This window comes from Pseudomonas sp. NPDC087817, from assembly GCF_044742875.1.
Lineage (GTDB): Bacteria > Pseudomonadota > Gammaproteobacteria > Pseudomonadales > Pseudomonadaceae > Aquipseudomonas.
Map to the genome: position 1 here is coordinate 29,106 of NZ_JBIUVJ010000043.1, position 15,372 is coordinate 44,477.

A 15,372-nucleotide genomic window follows, 5' to 3' on the forward strand; every position below is an offset into this window, starting at 1 on the left:
ATTATTGCTTAAACCCAAGCAATCCATTCGCGACGCGCCATTCTTTCACTGTCGCCGTGATGCCTTCAGGGGAGCATTGCGCCTCATCCTCTGGCCAATAGATCAAGTCAGTGCCTGCGGGATGTTCGGCCAGTTCACTGAAGTTATCTAACATATCCGCCAGCACTGTCTCTGACGTACCGTCTGTGTTTGAGATGAATATTCGCTGCAGCAGATAAATAAATTGCTCTTCCCTACAGTCAGAAATTTTCTTGGCCAAGTTGTTACTCCCGCTAAAAAATAAGTAAGTTCTTGGCGTGCTAACCCGTAATTTTTCGAAGTCGAGGAAACCTGCTCAGGTCCGGGCTGTTGATCGGGCGACGCGTCTCTATAATCCGGCGAGTTGTTAAGCACCCTTGAACCCTGGCGACCCCTGCGCCGCTCGCCAGTCTTTCACAATTCGCGTTACACCCTCGGGGGGAGTTATCCGCTCCAGATTCCGATAGTAGATCAGGTCCGAACCTGCTGGGTGCTCGCTGATTTTCTAGAAGTGCAACAGCAGCATGTCAGCACGATCATCGTTTTCAGTTTCTTCATCTTCCTTGGCGCGTTCTTCCAGCCGCGCGACGAACTCTGCCTCGGAAAATACTGCTTTTGGTAAAAGGAGGGAGCATATTTTGCGTTCGATAACTATTGCTTGAAACCCGGAAGTCCATTCGCAGCACGCCATTCTTTCACGGTTTCGGTGATGCCTTTCGCAGAGTCATCGGCATCTTCGGCCGGATAGAAAATCAAATCGGATCCTTCGGGATGTCCGCAAATAGAATTGAAGTGAAATACGAGTCTGCTTTCTTCCTTTTCGGTTTCACCGTTTCCCATGATGCGCTCAAGCAGCTCAATGAACTCTTGTTCCGTGTAATCCGAGAAGCTGCTTTTGATAAATGGATCGTTCAGATTGTCACCTTGTCCTTGATCCGACTCTGGATAGGGTGAGCCCCCGGCCTGTGTGCATAATCCACTGTCAGCTTGACTACATTCAGGTGTTTCCACCGCTGAACCCTGGTAAACCCTGCGCGGCTCGCCATTCCTTTACAGTCTTGGTGATGCCCTCGGCAGAGCTGTCTGCTGTTGGCTCGGGATAAAAAATTAAATCGGTTCCATCCGGGTGGGCAGTAACCTTCCTGAACTGTGCCAGCAACTCACCAAACTCTGCGTCTGAGCCACTCTTATTGGCGGTCCGTATCTTTTCGATGAAACAGATAAACTCGGCTTCTGTGTAGCTGGATATTTTTGCCACGATTTTTTCTGTGGGCAGGAAATTCACTGCTTGAAGCCAGGCAGTCCATTCGCGGCGCGCCACCTTTTCACGGTTTCAATGATTCCTTCGTTGGAATTATCTGCCCCATCTTCTGGGTAGTAGATCAAGTCCGTTCCATCTGGATGTTCAGTGATGGTGCAAAAGCGGCTTAACAGCGGGTCGAGAACTTCATCGGAAGCGTTTTTGTTGGCGGCTCGAATCTCTTGCAGAAAGCTTAGAAACTCTGCTTCGGTATAGTCAGAAAGACGGCTTTTCATTGAGTTATTTCCGATGAATATCTGCGTGGTTTTTTGGCGTGTTGATCCGCAAATTGTCTACGTGATAAACCTCGCCGCCCTTTGAAATTGGATCGACATGATGAATTTCAAAGGAGCCTTTTGAACCATTGGAATCCCTGTAGCGGGCCTTTGGCGCATTGCCATTCTGCATCCGTTCAATATTGTCCGGGATGAATTGGCTGCGCAAATCTGGATCATTCACAACCTCAGTCCAAAACGCCTTTCTGAAGGCATCAAAGCTTGAAAACTCCCGCCCCCTCAGCCTGTCCGCAATCCGTGTCGGAATCGGCGCACCGATCCCCGTTCCGGCTCCAGCAAGCCATATACCCGGAACATCCTCACCAATCCCAGTCACCGTACCCGGCGTCAGTCTGGCCGGCCTCGAAAACACCACATACAGCGACTTCAAACCAGTGTCCACCGGAAACACCAGAATACAATCTTCGGCAGTAATTTCCTCGCCGGGCAGGCCTTCTATCTGGCTATCAGTATTTTCTGAAATCGGATGAACAAGGATCGTGTTCAGTTGCTCGGCGTGTTCTGGATAGACCAGCGGCGGCATAGAACCGAGTGGCCCGCGTTGTGGCGTCCACAAAATGGTAATGCCGTTGAGCTTGGCCTCCATCGCAGTCTTGTCGCTGTTCCACTCGACTTTGACAGTGCGCACCGAGTCATCGCCCGAAGCGCCGGAGTGGATGCCGTAAACCTGCATGACCCCTTCGGCATCACGCCGAAACTGGAAGCGCACACGAGTGGCGGCGCGGCTCATGCGGCGCAGTTGTTCATCGGTATGCAGCGTGCCGTCACCCATGCGGGTCGGCAGCATCCCGAGGACGAACACGCTGGCCGGCCCGGCAGCGCCGCGAATTGCCCAGTTGAGGCGCTGTTGCAGAATCCCGCCGCCGGCCAACCGGCCCAAGGCCAGATCGGCACCTATTGCCGTCGCGACAGCGGTGCTGGCGGAGGGAAAGAGCATGGCACCCGCGACCATGACCTTGCCGAAGTTGGCGGCGGACTCGGGCACCGTGCCAGCGTCCGTTCGGCACCAGTTACCCGGCGTGCAGGACTTGGCGAACACCTGATCTTCGCGGGGCCTGGGCGTTGGCCATTCATCTTTTTCGATGTACACCGGCTCCGGCGCGGGGGGCGGATTCCACGCAGCCCATGAGCCGTTTCCGCTCGGACGTTTCCAAGGCCAAGTTTCATCGAAGAGAGATTTGAATCGAGCCATGCCAACTCCCTGTATGGCTTTGAATCGAGCCAGGGAAGCTTGTCGGTCAATGGGGAATTCGGGCAAACCGATGGGGTGAGTTTCAGGCGCGAGATTTTACGAAAAATCCAATTCGTACCTGAGTCGAGCCCGTTTCCTACGGCGCTTTCTCGATCTGTTGATTGAGGAATGATTTAGGTGAACCAGCGGTGTTTTGCGCTTGTAGTCCTTCGGTTTGGATGGAGGGGCGGTCTGCATTTCTCCTACAAACTTTTCAGGTCGACAACTTACGCACCGCTGCCTGAGGATGGTTTCTATCGTTTTTTCCAGGATGGATTTCAGATGAAAAGGAAGAGTTCGTTGCCATTCAACTCTATTTGCAGTCGGCCATTGTCATGAGTATTTCCAGTGAGGACCGTGATTTTCTGGTGACGATGGGCAGTCGCATTGCTCACTTACGCACAGTGCACGAGATCACACAGACTCGGTTTGCACGGGCTTTAGGTCTTTCCCGGCAGACCTTTCAGGGCTACGAGGAGGGCACGCGCAGCATGCCGGTCACGACGCTGGTGAAGATGGCATTTGCGCTTCGCGTGCCTGTTGAAGACCTGCTCGGGGTGCCCTCGTACACGGAGAAGCCCAGACGCAGTTTGACCTCGACCTGGTATCGACGACTGCAGTCGATCAATGAGCTTTCGAAGGTTCAACAGAAGGTTATTGCTCAGATGCTCGACGCCCTGATCGCACAGGCAGCGACCAAAACGAGCGACGAAGAAAAAGAAGTTTGAAGTAATCCAAAGAACGCGGAACCAAGGTGCACCAACACCTTGGACAAACAGATTGAAGAGACTTTTCTCGAGGCATAAAAAAACGGCCTACCTTTCGGTAAGCCGTTTTTAGTACTTGGTGGCTACACAGGGACTTGAACCCCGGACCCCAGCATTATGAATGCTATGCTCTAACCAACTGAGCTATGTAGCCAAGTGGCGCGCATTATTCCCCTGAAATGGAAAAGCGTCAAGCGTAAATTTAAAATTTTTTCTACGCTTTCAACCGTTTATCAAAATTACTGGCTCAGCAGGGGCGAAGGACAGCGCTGGAACCAGCGGCTGGCCTGCTCATAAGCGTGCGCCAGTTGCAGAACCGCGAAGTCCGCCTGATGCCGGCCGATGATCTGCAGCCCCATCGGCAACCCCTGTGCATTGAAGCCAGCCTGAACGCTCGCCACCGGGCAACCGGATAACGTGCCGGGGATGACCACCTCCATCCAGCGGTGATACGTGTCCATCGCCACGCCTTCAATCGACGTCGGCCACGGCTGGGTTTTATCGAACGGGAAGACCTGGGCGCTGGGCAGCAACAGGTAATCGTAGCGTTCGAACAGTCGGGAAATCGCCCGATACCAATCACTGCGCACCACCGAGGCGGCGAACACTTCGCTGGCCGAAAGCTTCAGACCGTTTTCCACTTCCCAGATCGCTTCCGGTTTCAACAACGCGCGTTTCTGCGGATCGGCATAGGTTGCGCCCAAAGACCCGGCGACCATCCAGTGCCGCAACGTGCGCCAACTGCTCCACAGCCGCTCAGGCGCGAAGCCCGGCTCAACCGACTCAACGTGGCAGCCGAGGCTTTCAAAATCGGCAAAGGTCTTCTGACACAGCGACAGCACGCCGCTCTCCATCGGCAGATAACCGCTGAAATCCCCCAGCCAACCCATCCGGGTGCCTTTGAAATCCCACTCCAACGGCGCCGCAAACGCCTCACCGGATTCAGCAATGGACAGCGGCGCCCGCGCATCGCCCCCAGCCTGCACCGACAGCAGCAACGCCGCATCCCTCACGCTGCGCGCCATCGGCCCTTCGTAACCCAACTGATCGAAAAACAGATCAGCACTGTCATCAAACGGCACGCGTCCCTGCGACGGACGAAAACCAAAGATGTTGTTGAACGCCGCCGGATTGCGCAGCGAACCCATCATGTCGCTGCCATCCGCCACCGGCACCAGATGCATCGCCAGTGCGGCCGCCGCGCCACCGCTACTGCCACCAGCGGTTTTGCCCGGGTCAAAAGCGCAGCCAGTGGCACCAAACAACGGGTTGTAGCTTTGCGAACCGAGGCCGAATTCCGGGGTGTTGGTCTTGCCGATAATGATTGCGCCGGCAGTCTTGATTCGCTCGACCATGATGCCGTCGCGCTCAGGCACAAAGTCCTTGTACAGCGGCGAACCTAGCGTGGTGCGAATGCCTTGGGTAAGCGACAGATCCTTGATCGCATGAGGCAAGCCATGCATCCAGCCACGGTATTCGCCACGCGCCAGTTCGGCATCGCGTTCATCGGCCTGAGCGAGCAGATGTTCCGGTGACTGCAGGCTGATCAGCGCATTCACCAGCGGATTGAAACGTTCGATATGGGCAAGGTAAGTCTGCATCACTTCCCGGCAGGAAACCTGGCGCAGGCGGATGCGTTCGGCGAGTTCATGGGCCTGCAGCAGGACCAGTTCGCTGATGTTGTTAGCGTTCATTGCAAGCGGCCTTTCAGACGGCTGGAAAAACGCCCCGCCAGTGTGACGGGGCGATAGAGATCAACGCATCAGGTTGGTCCAGAGACGATCAGCGAGACGGATCGCGCCTTCGCCGCAAGTCTTGCTGAACACCACGTTGGTGCCCTCGGGGATGTGCAGTTCCGGCGCATCCTTGAGCGCTGCATCGAGGAACGGTTCGACGCCTTTGATCGGGCTCTGGTGCTTGAGGAAGTTCTGCGTCATTGCCGAGTTTTCCGGTTGGCTGAGGAAGGCGATGAACGCCTTGGCATTCGCCGGATTCTTGCTGCCGGTGGGGATGACCATGTTGTCGACCCAGGCCAGCACGCCTTCTTTCGGGTAGAGGTATTTCAGCGTCGGTTTCATCTCGCGGGCGCGCATTGACGAACCGCCCCAGAACATCGACATGTCGATCTCACCCGAAGCGAGGTTCTCGCGAATCGAACCGGCCTTGGAGCTGTAGGTTTTCACGAACGGCTTCTGCGCCTTGAGCAGCGTCAGCACTTGCTGCATCTGTTTTGGGTCTTCGCTGCACAGCGGAATGTTCAGATAGAGGCTGGCCATGTCGACCATGTCGCTGACCGAATCGAACATGTTGATGCGCCCCTGCAACTCGGCTGGCGGCTCATACAAAACCTTGTAGCTGTCGGCTGGGCCTTTGTAGCGAGCGGAGTCCAGCACGACGCTGGTGGTGCCCCAGATGAACGGCACCGAATACGCGCCTTCCGGGTCCCAGCTCGGTTTTTTCAGGTTATCCACAACGCTGGCGTAGTAGGGCTCTTTGACCGGGTCGAAGCGCTCCAGCAGGTTTTCCTTGATCAGGATCGGGATGAACTGGTGCGATGGAATCGCCACGTCATAACCGGCGCCGCCCTGTTTCAATTTCGCCAACAAAGTCTCGTTGGAGTCGTAGGAATCGACGGTGACTTCGATGCCGGTCTGCTTCTGGAACTTGGCGAGAATCTCCGGCGAAAAGTAGCCGCTCCAGCTCACCACGTTGAGTTTCTCGGCGGCCTGAACACTCGCGGCCATGCTCAGCGGCAATGTCAGGAACAACGAAGTGCCGACGCTTTTTATCCACTTGCTCATGCTATTTCTCCACAGGTCGTAGAAGGTTCAGGCGTTCTTTTTGCCCAACAGGTAAGAGAGGCTGACAAACAGCACCGAGACGCCGAGGATCAGCGTCGACACGGCGTTGACGTCGGGTGTCACACCCATGCGCAGCAGGCCGAAAATGAAAATCGGCAGGGTCGTGGTGCCGGCCTGCGAGACCATCATCGAGATCACGAAGTTGTCCAGTGAGACGATGAAGGCCAGCATCAGCCCGGAGAAAATCCCCGGCATCAGCAGCGGCAAAGTCACTTTGCGAAAGGTTCGCCACGGGCCGGCGTAGAGGTCGGCCGAGGCTTGCTCCAGCGACAGGTCCATGTCGTTCAGCCGCGCCCGAATCGGCAAGTAGGCGAAGGGAATGCAGAACACCGTATGCGCGATGATCAGGTTGCCGTAACCCAGCGACAGACCGATGGTGGAGAACAGCGCCAGCGTCGCCACACCGACGACAATTTCCGGCAGCACCAGCGGCAACATGATCGCGCCCATCGATAATTGCAGGCCCTTGAACTTGGCCCCGCGCGATGTGCCGAGGGCGGCGAGGGTGGCAATTGCCGTGGCAATCATGCTGGCGCAGACCGCGATCAACAGGCTGTTGCCGGCGGCTTGGCGCAAGGCCTGATTGGCGAACGCGGCGCGATACCAGTCGAGGCTGAACCCGGTCCACACCGTCGCCGACTGGTTGGCGTTGAACGAGAACACCACCAACACCACGATCGGTGCGTACAGGTACAGATAGAACAAAAAACTGAAGCCGCCGAAGCCGGGGAAGTCCTGCACACCCAGCCCTTTGCGTTTGAATAGCGTGAGCATTACGCACCTCCTTTGGCGATGCGCTGGCGCTCGGCGCGCAGGGCATACACGGTCAGCACCAGCATCACGGCGGCCATCAGCACCAGCGACAGCGCTGCGCCAAACGGCCAGTTACGCGCATCGCTGAACTGCCGGAAGATCAGGTTGCCGAGCATCATTCGCGTGCCGCCACCGAGCAGTTCCGGGGCGATCATCGCGCCCAGGCACGGCACAAAGGTGAGGATGGCGCCGGCCAGAATCCCCGGTTTGGCGATTGGCAAAACCACTTTGCGTAACGTGCGCACACGTCCGGCGTAGAGATCCTGCGCCGCTTCGAGCAGGCGGATATCCATCTTTTCCAGCGTCGCGTAAATCGGCAGCACCACGAACGGCGCGTAGGTGTAAACCAGCCCCAGCAGTACCGCGCCGTCGGTGTAGAGCAACTGCAACGGTTCGTGAATGACGCCCATACCCATCAGGCTGTTGTTGATCACTCCGGTGTTACGCAGCAGCAAAATCCACGCATACGTACGGATCAACAGGTTGGCCCAGAACGGCACGGTGATCAGAAAGATCAACAAGCCACGCCGATGCGCCGGCTGCATGGCCAGCCACACCGCCACCGGAAAACCGATCAGCAGCGTGATGATCGTGGTCAGCCCGGCAATGCCGATCGAGCGCAGGGCGATGATCAGATACGAGTCGGCAAACGCGAGGCTGTCGTCCAGTTGCCGCTCGAACAGCAGCGAGGTGTAAGCGTCACTGCTGAAGACTTTGTTGACCCCGCCGTAGGGGTTGGCCTCCATCAACGAATAGCCGATGACGATCAGAATCGGCACCAGCAGAAACAGGCCGATGGCGATCAGCGCCGGGCTGACGCCGAGGAAACTCTGGAAGGCTTTGCGGCGCTCCAGCGTGTTGGCAATCGGTAAGGCGTGCATGGCAATTCCTCCGGCTCAATCGTGCAGGACGCTGGCGCTTCCACGGTCGAACAACAGACCGGCCTGAGAACCGACGGCAAAGCGCAGGCTCTGGTCGACGCAATTGGGCGTACGCACGGTGAGGCGCGAACCGTCGCTGAGGCTGACCTGATATTGCAGGTCGGTGCCGAGGTAGATCTGCGCCTCGATCCGGCACGGCAATGCGGCCTCGGTGGTTGCCGCTACCAGATGCAGGCGCTCGGGGCGTACCGACAAGGTGACGTTGGCGCCGACCTGTACATCGCTGCATGGTTGCGCCGGCAATGGATGACCCGCCGGCCCGGCGAACCACGCCTGACCGTCTTCCACGCGAGTGACGGTGCCGTCGATGAAATTGGTTTCGCCAATGAAGTCGGCGACGAAACGATTGCGCGGCCGTTCGTAGATGTCCTCCGGCCGCCCGACCTGCTGCACTTCGCCTTCGGACAACACGGCGATGCGATCGGACATGGTCAGCGCTTCTTCCTGGTCGTGGGTGACGAAGATGAAGGTGATGCCGGTCTTGGCCTGAATGGTTTTCAACTCTTCGCGCATGGCCTGACGCAGCTTGAGATCGAGCGCGGAGAGCGGTTCATCGAGCAGCAACACTTTCGGATGCGGCGCCAAGGCGCGGGCGAGGGCGACACGTTGTTGCTGGCCGCCCGACAGCTGTGCCGGTTTGCGATTGGCAAAGCGCTCCATCTGCACCAGCGCCAGCATCTCGCGGACGCGCTCGGCGATCTGCGCTTTGGTGAGGACTTTGCCCATCGGGTGCGATTCCAGGCCGAAGGCCAGGTTCTCGGCGATGGTCATGTGCGGGAACAGCGCGTAATGCTGAAACACCGTGTTGACCGGGCGCTGGAACGGCGGGCGATCAGCGATGTTTTCGCCGTAGAGCAGGATCTCGCCTTCTGTGGGAAATTCGAAACCGGCGATCATCCGCAGCAGCGTGGTCTTGCCGCAGCCGGACGGACCCAGAAGGGTGAAGAATTCGTTGTCGCGGATGTCCAGGTCGATGCTTTTCAGCGCCACCGGACCTGTGTGCGGATCACCGTAAACCTTGCGCACTGAGCGGATCGAGACCGCCAGCGTTTGCAGCGAATGCAGGGCATTCATGCGTTACCTCCGATTCCCCCATCGCCTGCGACTCGCTATGAAAAAGCGCCGCCGTCGGGCCATGGATATTATTTTTTTGGGCAGGATCGAGATTGCGTTCGGGTGTGAAACCAGCTGTTTTTTTGTTCTGCTGTGGCTCGATTATCAGCCAGGGGTTGCGCGGCGCGACACTTCAATTTAAACATGGCAGGTGTTAGTTAATTTAACAGCCGAAGGTGCCAGGAATCATGCCCGACCACCGTTTGCCGCCGCTCAACGCGGTGCGTGCCTTTGATGCGGCAGCCCGGTTGGGCAGCTATGTCGAAGCCTCGAAAGCCCTGCACGTGACCCAGCCTGCGATTGGCCGGCATGTGAAATTGCTTGAGGACTGGTTGGGCATTCAACTGTTCGAGCGCACCTCGCGCGGGGTCAACCTGACGCCGGCGGGGGAGAAGTACCACCGCAAGATCAGCGCGGCGTTGCAGTTGATCATCGAGGCCGGCAAGGAAGCCCGGCCGAAAGACGCCGAGCGCTGGTTGCGCATCATGGTGGTGCCGGGTTTCGCCAAGCGCTGGTTGATGCCTAGGATCGAAGCGCTGCGGCATCTGCGCCCGGGATTGAAACTGGCGATCGAGCCGAATTCGACCTTCACCGAAGTGGATGGCAAAAGCGCGGATCTCGGTATCGTCTATGGCCTCGACGGGCAATATGCCGACTCACGGGAAGCGCTGATTTGCCCACGGGTTTTTCCGATCTGCACCCCGGCGTATCTGGCCAGCATCGCCCCCATCAACAGCCCGGCCGATCTGGTCAGACACGAACTGATTCACGTCGATGACGGCGAATGGTGGAACCTGTGGTTTGCCGCTCACGACCTCGATATCCATCTCAATTCCGACATGCTCTACGTCAACAATGACCACGCGCTGTCAGTCGCCGAGAGCGGGCAAGGCATCGCGCTGGCCAACGAGGTGCTGGTGCGCCATGAACTTGCCAGCGGCAAACTGGTGCGCGCGGTAGACGCTCAGGTGAAGCTGGAGAGCTATCGGGTACTCACGCCGTCCGCCGAGCTCTCGGCGGACGTGGCGTGGTTTATTCAATGGCTCAAGGCTGAACTGGAAACGGATTTCCCCGAGGCAGTGATCAACTGAGGCGGAAGCGCGCGGTGTTGTCACTCAGCGCCTTGCTGCCCTGGCTCAGGGTGTCCGCTGCAAGGTTTACCGCACGCGCGCCTTCGAGCAAGCGCACGGCCGCCTGATCGACCTGCTGGATATTGCCGCTGACTTCATCAGCAGTGCTCGCCTGCTCTTCAACCGCCGTTGCGATCTGCGCCAGCGTGTCAGTGACGCTCTGCACCGCACTGGCGATTTCGCCCAAGCGCTCACCGAGGCCGGTGACCGACTCGGCATCGGTTTGCGCCTGGCCGCACGCGGCTTCCATCAAACTCACGGCTTCGTTGACCGTCGCACGCAAGCTGTCGACGGTGCCGGCGATCTGCGCAGTGGACGACTGCGTGCGTTGCGACAGACTGCGCACCTCATCAGCCACCACAGCAAAGCCGCGACCCTGCTCACCGGCGCGTGCCGCTTCAATCGCTGCGTTGAGCGCGAGCAGGTTGGTCTGTTCGGCGACGCCGCGAATGGTATCGACCACCAATTGAATCTGCTGGCCTTGCTCGCTGACCCGGCCCAATGCCGCTGCGGTGTCGTTCAAACGCTGATTGAGTTGCTGAATACTCGCCGTGGTGCGCTGGCTGTCGCGGCTGCTGTCGGCGGCGATGCGCCGCGTGTGCTGGGCGCTGCCGGATGCCTGTTCGCAGCTTTGCGCGACGCCTTGCGAGGTGGCGGCCAATTGCGTGGCAGCAGCGGCGATCTGGCTGATCTGCAACTGCTGCGCTTCGACTTCGCCGAGGGCGCCGCTGGAGTGTTCGTTGAGGCTGCGCACCGCGTTGCTCAGTTGCGAGGTCTCGTGATCGACGCCGAGCATGCTGTTGCGCAGTTGCACCACGGCAACGTTGAGTGCGGTGCTGATCGCCGCCAACTCATCGCGGCCCACCACCGGCACTTGCAGGCTCAGATTGCCGTCACGCAACGCTTCGGCAAGCACGGTAATGCCGCTGGCGCTGCGGCGGATCGAGGCTTGCAGGCAGATGAACAGATACAGCGCCGCGAGCAACAGGCAGCCGAAGATTGCCGCGACGAGGATGAACTGGCGGATCGCCGAGTTGTGGTAGGCGTCGAGTCGCTGATCCAGCGACACCAGCGATTGCTGGCGCAGTGAGGCGAGGTCAGCCAGCAGGGCGTCGAGGCTGCGTTCGAAGTCTTCCGGTTTGAGATTGATGCTGCCGCCGAACACGCCGTCATCAAGGACCTTCAAACCGCTGTCGAGGTGTTTCAGGCTGTCGTGGTATTGGCTGGCCCAGCTCTGCTGGTCTTTCGGCAGGCGCGCTTCGAGCAGCGTGGCGGTTTTGACCAGTTGCTCGCGGGCATCGCCGATGCGGCTGCGCAGGTCGCGCAACTGCAAACGGCTCTGCAGGGTGAATTGGCCGGAGACGACTGAGGCCTGACCGACCGCAGCGAGTCGGCCGACGCGTTCGATCAGGTCTGGCGCGTGTTGCGTGGAAATCTGCGTCAGCAGATAGGTTTCCAGCCATGGTGCGAGGGTCAGGCGATTGTCCATGACGATCTGCTCGCGCAACGCTTGCAGGGCGCTGAGGGCGTTGGTGAAGCGGTCGTAGCCATCCGGCCACCAACCGACAGCGCTGAGGCTTTTCGAGTCCAGGCCGTTGAGTGCGCTTTGCAGCGCCTGATAGCGGGCCAGGGTTTCGCCTTCGGCACCTTCGTGTTTCAACGCGTTGCCCAAGTCCGTGGTGGCTTGCAGCACTGCCGGTTGTACCGCGTCGAACGCACCCATGGCGGCGAGCGTGGCCGGTGTCGGCTGACGATTGGTTTCCGTGGCACGCCAGCGGGCGGCGCGGTCGCGTTGCGCGGCGAGCAGGTTGTCCAGCGCATCGAGGGCGAGCAACTGCCGCACGCCGGCACGTTCGCCGGAAATCAGATTGAGCTTGTCGCGATAGTCCTGGCCGATCATCAACAGGCTGCCGGCCAATGGCAGGATAAACAGCAGAAACAACAGCTGGAATTTACGCGCGAAACCAAACCGCCCCAGCAATTTGATCCCCGGTGAAAGGAAAGCCTGCATGCCCCATGACTCCTCTGGACACCACGCACCATCGGCGTGCATCGCGGTCGTTCGACGTTGATGTTGTGCCCTGCTAAAAGGCCTCGAAAGTTCACTCTCGCCCGCTCTGTAGGCCGGCTCTGTAGCGAAACTTCCCATTGTCGGTTGCCTTTGTAAGGCGCCCGCGTTCAAGGGATGAAGCAAGGCAAGATTCAGACCATGGCGTTGCGCTATCACTTTGCAGTCGACGATCAGTCAGTTAGTTAGCTGGCTAAGGGGATGGCGCTGGCGCACCGAAAGATGGCACATTGGCGCACCTGCCTGTGTGCACCCATCTGTTGTCCGGAAACTTCCATGTCTACCAGCAACGTTCAGACCGCCGCTGCCTCGGCGCCCGCTGCTCCGCAAAGCAGCCCATTGGTGATGCGTATCATCGGCGCCGTGGCGTTGGCGCATTTGATCAATGACCTGATTCAGTCGGTGTTGCCGTCGATCTACCCGATGCTCAAGGCCAAATACGATCTGAGCTTTACTCAAGTCGGCCTGATCACCTTGACCTTTCAACTGACCGCGTCGCTGTTGCAGCCGTGGGTCGGTTATCACACTGACCGGCATCCGAAACCGTGGCTGTTGCCGGTAGGCTCGATTTGCACGCTGATTGGCATCGTGATGATGTCGGTGGTCGGCAGCTTTCCAATGATTCTGCTGGCGGCGGCGCTGATCGGTATCGGCTCCTCGACCTTTCACCCCGAGGCCTCGCGGATTGCGCGCCTGGCTTCGGGCGGACGCTTTGGTCTGGCGCAATCGACGTTCCAGGTCGGCGGTAACGCAGGTTCCGCGTTCGGCCCGTTGCTGGCGGCGGCGATCATCATTCCGTTCGGTCAGGGCAATGTGGCGTGGTTTGGCTTGTTCGCGGTGTTTGCGCTGTTCGTGCTGTACCGCATCAGTCGCTGGTACGCCCATCACCTCAATCTGTTCAAGCTCAAGGCCGGCCAGGCCGCGACTCACGGGTTGTCGAAGGGCAGGGTGACCAGTGCGTTGGTGGTGCTGGGGCTGTTGGTGTTTTCGAAGTATTTCTACATGGCCAGCCTCACCAGCTATTTCACCTTTTACCTGATCGAGAAGTTCGACCTGTCGGTGGCCAGTTCGCAGTTGCACCTGTTCCTGTTCCTTGGTGCGGTGGCGGCGGGGACGTTCTTCGGCGGGCCGATCGGCGACAAGATCGGGCGTAAGGCGGTGATCTGGTTCTCGATCCTTGGTGTGGCGCCATTTACCTTGCTGATGCCCCACGTCGATCTGTTCTGGACCAGCGTCCTCAGCGTGGTGATCGGCTTCATTCTGGCCTCGGCGTTCTCGGCGATTGTTGTTTATGCGCAGGAGTTGGTGCCGGGCAATGTCGGGATGATTGCCGGGGTGTTCTTCGGTTTGATGTTCGGGTTCGGCGGGATTGGTGCGGCGTTGCTCGGGCATCTGGCGGATGTGCACGGGATTGAGTATGTGTATTTCCTCTGCTCGTTCCTGCCGTTGTTTGGCGTGTTGGCGATCTTCTTGCCGCGCACCAAAAAGGCCTGACCTCACACAATTAAAACTGTAGGAGTGAGCCTGCTCGCGATAGCGGTGTGTCAGTCAGCACATCTGTAGCTGATAGAACGCAATCGCGAGCAGGCTCACTCCTACAGGGAAATGTGTTGGGCCATAAATTTCAGGCACAAAAAAGCCGCGTATCAAACGCGGCTTTTTCTTGGGCGTAACGCTTACACGTTAAAGCGGAAGTGCATCACGTCGCCGTCTTTGACGATGTAGTCCTTGCCTTCCAGACGCCATTTACCGGCTTCTTTAGTACCGGCTTCGCCCTTGTACTGGATGAAGTCGTTGTAGGCGATCACTTCGGCGCGGATGAAGCCTTTCTCGAAGTCGGTGTGGATCACGCCAGCAGCCTGAGGTGCGGTGGCACCGACTTTGACTGTCCAGGCGCGGACTTCTTCGACACCGGCGGTGAAGTAGGTCTGCAGGTGCAGCATTTCGTAGCCGGCGCGGATCACGCGGTTCAGGCCAGGCTCTTCCAGGCCCAGGGCCTCGAGGAACATGTCCTTCTCTTCGCCGTCATCAAGCTCGGCGATTTCCGCTTCGATCTTGTTGCACACCGGAACGACCATGGCGCCTTCTTCTTCGGCGATAGCCTTGACCACGTCCAGGTGCGGGTTGTTCTCGAAACCGTCTTCAGCGACGTTGGCGATGTACATGACCGGTTTGGTGGTCAGCAGGTGGAAGCCCTTGATCACTGCTTTTTCGTCAGCGCTCATGTTCTTCATCAGGCTGCGTGCAGGCTTGGCTTCGGTGAAGTGCGCGATCAGTTGCTCAAGCAGGGCTTTCTGAACGACTGCGTCCTTGTCACCGCCCTTGGCGTTACGCGCGACTTTCTGCAGTTGCTTCTCGCAGCTGTCGAGGTCGGCGAAGATCAGTTCCAGGTCGATGATTTCAATGTCGCGTTTCGGGTCGACGCTGTTGGAAACGTGGATCACGTTGTCGTCTTCGAAGCAGCGCACCACGTGAGCGATGGCGTCGGTCTCACGGATATTCGCGAGGAACTTGTTGCCCAGACCTTCACCTTTCGAGGCGCCGGCAACGAGGCCCGCGATGTCGACGAATTCCATGGTGGTCGGCAGGATGCGCTTCGGATTGACGATGGCCGCCAAGGCTTCCAGACGCGGGTCCGGCATCGGCACGATGCCGCTGTTCGGCTCGATGGTGCAGAAGGGGAAGTTCTCGGCCGCGATACCGGATTTGGTCAGGGCGTTGAACAGGGTGGACTTGCCGACGTTAGGGTGGCGGGCGATGCGGGAGTTGCGGGCGCGGGGGGGCGGGTCGGGGGGGGGGGGGGGGGGGTGGGGGGGGTGGGGGGGGGGGGGGCC

General features: G+C 58.7%; 16 protein-coding genes and 1 tRNA gene. 3 read left to right on the forward strand and 14 right to left on the reverse strand.

Annotated features, from left to right (window positions below):
• Nucleotide 1 precedes the first annotated feature (1 nt).
• From ACIONG_RS21940 to ACIONG_RS21965, 6 genes are all read right to left on the reverse strand, one after another.
• Nucleotides 2-259 (reverse strand): bacteriocin immunity protein, encoded by a 258-nt coding sequence (locus ACIONG_RS21940; RefSeq protein ID WP_401302643.1) that lies wholly within the window; start codon nucleotides 257-259, stop codon nucleotides 2-4.
• Nucleotides 260-385: 126 nt separating this feature from the next.
• Complete coding sequence (locus ACIONG_RS21945; RefSeq protein ID WP_315446532.1) at nucleotides 386-520, reverse strand: bacteriocin immunity protein; 135 nt, start codon at nucleotides 518-520, stop codon at nucleotides 386-388.
• A gap of 149 nt (nucleotides 521-669) precedes the next feature.
• Nucleotides 670-1,029 carry a bacteriocin immunity protein gene (locus ACIONG_RS21950; protein WP_401302645.1) on the reverse strand — a complete coding sequence of 120 codons (360 nt, stop codon included), beginning with the start codon at nucleotides 1,027-1,029 and terminating at the stop codon, nucleotides 670-672.
• On the reverse strand, nucleotides 1,016-1,303 hold the full coding sequence (locus ACIONG_RS21955; RefSeq protein ID WP_249412072.1) for a bacteriocin immunity protein: 288 nt from the start codon (nucleotides 1,301-1,303) through the stop codon (nucleotides 1,016-1,018). The genes ACIONG_RS21950 and ACIONG_RS21955 overlap by 14 nt, the downstream gene beginning before the upstream one ends.
• Nucleotides 1,300-1,554, reverse strand: a complete 255-nt coding sequence (locus ACIONG_RS21960) for a bacteriocin immunity protein (protein ID WP_401302648.1) — start codon at nucleotides 1,552-1,554, stop codon at nucleotides 1,300-1,302. The genes ACIONG_RS21955 and ACIONG_RS21960 overlap by 4 nt, the downstream gene beginning before the upstream one ends.
• 4 nt (nucleotides 1,555-1,558) lie before the next feature.
• Nucleotides 1,559-2,806 carry an S-type pyocin domain-containing protein gene (locus ACIONG_RS21965; protein ID WP_401302650.1) on the reverse strand — a complete coding sequence of 416 codons (1,248 nt, stop codon included), beginning with the start codon at nucleotides 2,804-2,806 and terminating at the stop codon, nucleotides 1,559-1,561.
• A 374-nt stretch (nucleotides 2,807-3,180) separates the two neighbouring features.
• On the opposite strand from ACIONG_RS21965, the gene ACIONG_RS21970 reads away from it, so the two are divergent.
• A complete protein-coding gene (locus ACIONG_RS21970) occupies nucleotides 3,181-3,573 on the forward strand; it encodes a helix-turn-helix domain-containing protein (RefSeq protein ID WP_401302652.1) in 393 nt (130 codons plus the stop codon).
• Nucleotides 3,574-3,689: 116 nt separating this feature from the next.
• Here the strand turns inward: ACIONG_RS21970 and ACIONG_RS21975 are convergent.
• The 6 genes from ACIONG_RS21975 to ACIONG_RS22000 form a co-directional block, all read right to left on the reverse strand.
• Nucleotides 3,690-3,766 (reverse strand) — tRNA-Met (locus tag ACIONG_RS21975).
• Nucleotides 3,767-3,851: 85 nt separating this feature from the next.
• Nucleotides 3,852-5,306: an amidase gene (locus ACIONG_RS21980; RefSeq protein ID WP_401302654.1), complete on the reverse strand. Its 1,455-nt coding sequence runs from the start codon at nucleotides 5,304-5,306 to the stop codon at nucleotides 3,852-3,854.
• Between the two features lie 60 nt (nucleotides 5,307-5,366).
• Nucleotides 5,367-6,413 (reverse strand): extracellular solute-binding protein, encoded by a 1,047-nt coding sequence (locus tag ACIONG_RS21985; protein ID WP_213026581.1) that lies wholly within the window; start codon nucleotides 6,411-6,413, stop codon nucleotides 5,367-5,369.
• Between the two features lie 27 nt (nucleotides 6,414-6,440).
• On the reverse strand, nucleotides 6,441-7,247 hold the full coding sequence (locus ACIONG_RS21990) for an ABC transporter permease (protein WP_103306062.1): 807 nt from the start codon (nucleotides 7,245-7,247) through the stop codon (nucleotides 6,441-6,443).
• Nucleotides 7,247-8,167, reverse strand: a complete 921-nt coding sequence (locus ACIONG_RS21995; protein ID WP_401302657.1) for an ABC transporter permease — start codon at nucleotides 8,165-8,167, stop codon at nucleotides 7,247-7,249. The genes ACIONG_RS21990 and ACIONG_RS21995 overlap by 1 nt, the downstream gene beginning before the upstream one ends.
• Before the next feature lie 15 nt (nucleotides 8,168-8,182).
• Nucleotides 8,183-9,301, reverse strand: coding sequence for an ABC transporter ATP-binding protein (locus tag ACIONG_RS22000; RefSeq protein WP_401302659.1), 1,119 nt, complete (start codon nucleotides 9,299-9,301; stop codon nucleotides 8,183-8,185).
• A 227-nt stretch (nucleotides 9,302-9,528) separates the two neighbouring features.
• On the opposite strand from ACIONG_RS22000, the gene ACIONG_RS22005 reads away from it, so the two are divergent.
• Nucleotides 9,529-10,431, forward strand: coding sequence for a LysR substrate-binding domain-containing protein (locus ACIONG_RS22005; protein WP_103306065.1), 903 nt, complete (start codon nucleotides 9,529-9,531; stop codon nucleotides 10,429-10,431).
• Here ACIONG_RS22005 and ACIONG_RS22010 read toward each other — a convergent pair.
• A complete protein-coding gene (locus tag ACIONG_RS22010) occupies nucleotides 10,424-12,481 on the reverse strand; it encodes a methyl-accepting chemotaxis protein (protein WP_401302661.1) in 2,058 nt (685 codons plus the stop codon). The two genes, ACIONG_RS22005 and ACIONG_RS22010, sit on opposite strands and share 8 nt — an antisense overlap.
• A 333-nt stretch (nucleotides 12,482-12,814) precedes the next feature.
• Between ACIONG_RS22010 and ACIONG_RS22015 the strand changes: the two genes are divergently transcribed.
• Nucleotides 12,815-14,032 (forward strand): MFS transporter, encoded by a 1,218-nt coding sequence (locus ACIONG_RS22015; protein ID WP_201236818.1) that lies wholly within the window; start codon nucleotides 12,815-12,817, stop codon nucleotides 14,030-14,032.
• Nucleotides 14,033-14,214: 182 nt separating this feature from the next.
• On the opposite strand, the gene ychF is transcribed toward ACIONG_RS22015, so the two are convergent.
• Complete coding sequence (gene ychF / locus ACIONG_RS22020; RefSeq protein WP_401302668.1) at nucleotides 14,215-15,297, reverse strand: redox-regulated ATPase YchF; 1,083 nt, start codon at nucleotides 15,295-15,297, stop codon at nucleotides 14,215-14,217.
• Nucleotides 15,298-15,372: the final 75 nt, after the last annotated feature.